The following is a 3,295-nucleotide window of genomic DNA, read 5'->3' on the forward strand; positions in this document are numbered from 1 at the left end:
TGGAGCGGATGATGCGGGACGCGAAGATCACCCAGATCTACGAGGGCACCAACCAGGTCCAGCGGATCGTGATGGCCCGCAACCTGCCGTAACGGGCCCGCCCCGAACTCCCCGGAGCCCCCGGCCGATTCCGATCGGCCGGGGGCTCCGGCATTTGCGGACGCGTCCGATCACCGGCTGCGTGGGATGTCGTATAAATGATCGTCAACTTTCCTGTGGTGCAAGCGCGTACGGAGGAACACAGATGACCGCCCACGAGACCACCGGCAGGGTCTGGCTGATCACCGGCGCCAACTCCGGCTTCGGCCAGGCGATCGCCGAGGCCGCGCTGGCGGCCGGCGACACCGTCGTCGCGGCCGCCCGCCGCCCCGAGACGCTGGCGGAGCTGGCCGCCGCGCACCCGGGCCGGCTGGTGCCGGTGCAGCTGGACGTCACCGACCAGGAGCGGATCCCCGCCGTGGTCGCCGAGACCGTGCAGCGGCACGGCCGGATCGACGTCCTGGTGAACAACGCCGGCCGCGGCGTGATCGGCGCCGTCGAGGAGACCACCGACGGTGAGCTGCGGGACCTCATGGAACTGCACTTCTTCGGCCCGGCCGCGCTCACCCGGGCCGTGCTGCCGCACATGCGGGCCCAGGGCGCCGGCGCCGTGGTGCAGATGAGCAGCATGGGCGGCCGCTTCTCCTTCCCCGGCGTGGGCGCCTACTCGGCCACCAAGTTCGCGCTGGAGGGGCTGTCCGAGGCGCTGGCCCTGGAAGTGGCCGGCTTCGGGATCAAGGTGCTGATCGTCGAGCCGGGCGCGTTCCGGACCGGCTTCGCGGGCGGCGGCGCGCTCGCCCAGAGCGCCCCGATCGACGCGTACGAGCCGGTGGTCGGCCCGGTCCGCGCCGGCCTGCCGGACTCCGACGGCAAGCAGCCGGGCGACCCGGTGAAGGCCGCCGAGGCGATCCTGGCCGCCCTGGCCGCCGAGAAGACCCCGCTGCGGCTCGCGCTCGGCACCGACGCGGTGGAGGCGATCCTGGGCAACCTGGACGGCGCGCGCCAGGAGGCCGAGGCCTGGGAGGCGGTCAGCCGCGGCACCGACTACCCGGCCGGGGTGTGACCGCGGCCCGGTAAACCGGACGACGGCGGGCGGCCGAGCTGCCTAGGCTGCCCGCCATGTCCAACCCGCTCAGCCTCGCCCTGCTCACCCCCGGGAACATCGACGCCGCCCTCGCCCTACGGGTGCGCCCCGACCAGGAGGGGCTGGTCGCGCCGGTGGCGAAGTCGCTGGCCGAGGCGTACGTCCACGGCGAGACGGCCTGGCCCCGGCTGATCCTGGACGGCGGGCGGCCGGTCGGCTTCGTGATGGCCTTCTTCGACATCCGCTTCGACCCGGAGCGCCCCGAGGACCGCCCCCGCTCCGGCCTCTGGCGCCTGCTGGTCGACGCGGGGCAGCAGCGCGGCGGCTACGGCCGCTTCGCCGTCGAGCAGGTCTGCGCCGAGATCCGCCGCCGCGGCGGCACCCGCGCGACCGTCACCTACCACCCGGGCCCGGACGGCCCCGCCGGGTTCTACGCCCGGCTGGGCTTCCGCCCGACCGGCGAGCTGAGCGGCGACCAGGAGGTCGCGGAGCGCGAGCTGTAGCGGGCTCGGCCCCGGGTGCGGGCCCCTCCGGCACTGTGTGCACACGCACGCACCCTCGGTACGATGAACGGCATGGACCGCGCCGATCTCTCCCTGGGCCCGCTGTCGGAGCAGGACCACGCCTTCTACGGGCTGGTCTGGGCCGGCACCACCCTGGCCGCCCGGGTGGACCGGGAGCTCGCCCGGGTGCACGGGCTGCCGCTGTCCTGGTTCGAGGTGATGCTCTGGCTGAACGGCCAGCAGGAGCCGGTGGCCGCCTCCGACCTCGGCGCGAAGACCATGCTCAGCCGCAGCCAGGTCTCCCGGGTGGTGGACGCCCTGGCCGGGCGCGGGCTGGTGTCCCGTACGCCCTCGGCCTCGGACGCGCGCTCGGTGCGGATCGAGCTGACCGACCAGGGTCGCGCCCTCTTCGCCGAGGCCGACGCGACCCGGCGGGCCGCCCTGGCCCCGGTGTTCACCGACCGGCTGGACCCGGCGGACATCGCGGCCCTGGAGACGGTCTGGCGCAAGCTCAAGGCCTGAGCCCCCGAGGCTCGGACCGCGCTACGCCGCCGCCGGCTCCCCGGAGGCGCCGGCGATCACCTCGTCCAGCACCTCGCGCGAGCGCAGCAGATCGGTGATCATCCGGTCGATCCGGTCCCGCTCCGAGGTGAGCTCCTCGACCAGCATCGGGGTGGCCTGCTCGCTCGGGCCGCCGTCGGAGTCCCGCATGCAGGGGAGGATCTTGTAGATGGTGCGGCTGTGCAGTCCGGCGGCGAACAGCTCCTGGATGTGCACCACCCGGTCCACCGCCATCTCCGGGTACTCCCGGTGGCCACCCTCGGTGCGCCGGGCCACCAGCAGGCCCTGCTGTTCGTAGTACCGCAGCGAGCGCTCGCTCACGCCCGTGCGCCGGGCCAGTTCGCCGATCCGCATGCCGTCCTCCCCGCCGTCCACTCGAATCCGACAGGGATGTTAGCTTCCGCCGTTCCGGTGTGACGGCGAACCCGGAAACGCCGACGTCACCAGCGGGGGAGCCGGGGGTGGCGCGCGGCGGTCGGCGGGTCGTGCCATGATCCCTGCATGGGTTCCAACGTTTTCTTCGACATCACCATCAACGACGAGCCGGCCGGCCGCATCGTCTTCAAGCTCTTCGACGACGTCGTCCCGAAGACCGCCCGCAACTTCCGCGAGCTGGCCACCGGCCAGAACGGCTTCGGCTACGAGGGCTCCGGCTTCCACCGCGTGATCCCCGCCTTCATGCTGCAGGGCGGTGACTTCACCAACCACAACGGCACCGGTGGCAAGAGCATCTACGGCGAGAAGTTCGCGGACGAGAACTTCCAGCTCAAGCACGACCGCCCGGGCCTGCTGTCGATGGCCAACGCCGGCCGCAACACCAACGGCTCGCAGTTCTTCATCACCACCATCGTCACCGACTGGCTGGACGGCAAGCACGTCGTCTTCGGCGAGGTCGTCGAGGGCATGGACGTCGTGAAGAAGATCGAGGGCCTCGGCTCGCAGAGCGGCCGCACCTCGGCCAGCATCAAGATCGCCAAGTCCGGCGTGGTCGAGTAATCACCGCGGCCTCTGGCACGCGTACCGCCCCGGAGTGGGAAGTCGGCCCGGCCGACTTCCCCACACCGGGGGGGGGGGGTGGACCACAAAACGGGGGCCGGGCCGCGGGGGC

Annotated in this window: 6 protein-coding genes; 5 read left to right on the plus strand and 1 reads right to left on the minus strand. The window is 72.7% G+C overall.

The features are described from left to right. From ACWCYO_RS40425 to ACWCYO_RS40440, 4 genes are all read left to right on the plus strand, one after another. Positions 1–92 (plus strand): acyl-CoA dehydrogenase family protein (locus ACWCYO_RS40425; RefSeq protein ID WP_144385854.1); only part of this gene is annotated, 92 nt, incomplete at its 5' end. Between the two features lie 152 nt (positions 93–244). Further along, positions 245–1,102 carry an oxidoreductase gene (locus tag ACWCYO_RS40430; protein ID WP_270146615.1) on the plus strand — a complete coding sequence of 286 codons (858 nt, stop codon included), beginning with the start codon at positions 245–247 and terminating at the stop codon, positions 1,100–1,102. 56 nt (positions 1,103–1,158) lie between these two features. Further along, on the plus strand, positions 1,159–1,626 hold the full coding sequence (locus ACWCYO_RS40435) for a GNAT family N-acetyltransferase (protein WP_270146616.1): 468 nt from the start codon (positions 1,159–1,161) through the stop codon (positions 1,624–1,626). A gap of 72 nt (positions 1,627–1,698) precedes the next feature. Continuing rightward, entirely contained in the window at positions 1,699–2,148 is a 450-nt protein-coding gene (locus ACWCYO_RS40440) for a MarR family winged helix-turn-helix transcriptional regulator (protein WP_270146617.1), read from the plus strand. Between the two features lie 21 nt (positions 2,149–2,169). On the opposite strand, the gene ACWCYO_RS40445 is transcribed toward ACWCYO_RS40440, so the two are convergent. Further along, the gene (locus tag ACWCYO_RS40445) at positions 2,170–2,541 is read right to left on the minus strand and encodes a MerR family transcriptional regulator (protein WP_270146618.1); all 372 of its coding nucleotides are present in this window, start codon (positions 2,539–2,541) and stop codon (positions 2,170–2,172) included. A 147-nt stretch (positions 2,542–2,688) separates the two neighbouring features. Here ACWCYO_RS40445 and ACWCYO_RS40450 point away from each other — a divergent pair, with 147 nt between their 5' ends. Then, positions 2,689–3,183, plus strand: coding sequence for a peptidylprolyl isomerase (locus tag ACWCYO_RS40450; RefSeq protein WP_270146619.1), 495 nt, complete (start codon positions 2,689–2,691; stop codon positions 3,181–3,183). Positions 3,184–3,295 lie beyond the last annotated feature (112 nt).

This window comes from Kitasatospora sp. NPDC001683 (genome assembly GCF_053596495.1).

Bases quoted from the DNA above. Each gene is read 5' to 3' on its own strand.
- ACWCYO_RS40445 (WP_270146618.1), bottom strand. From the start codon at position 2,541: ATGCGGATCGGCGAACTGGCCCGGCGCACGGGCGTGAGCGAGCGCTCG.
- ACWCYO_RS40430 (WP_270146615.1), top strand. From the start codon at position 245: ATGACCGCCCACGAGACCACCGGCAGGGTCTGGCTGATCACCGGCGCC.
- ACWCYO_RS40440 (WP_270146617.1), top strand. From the start codon at position 1,699: ATGGACCGCGCCGATCTCTCCCTGGGCCCGCTGTCGGAGCAGGACCAC.
- ACWCYO_RS40435 (WP_270146616.1), top strand. From the start codon at position 1,159: ATGTCCAACCCGCTCAGCCTCGCCCTGCTCACCCCCGGGAACATCGAC.
- ACWCYO_RS40450 (WP_270146619.1), top strand. From the start codon at position 2,689: ATGGGTTCCAACGTTTTCTTCGACATCACCATCAACGACGAGCCGGCC.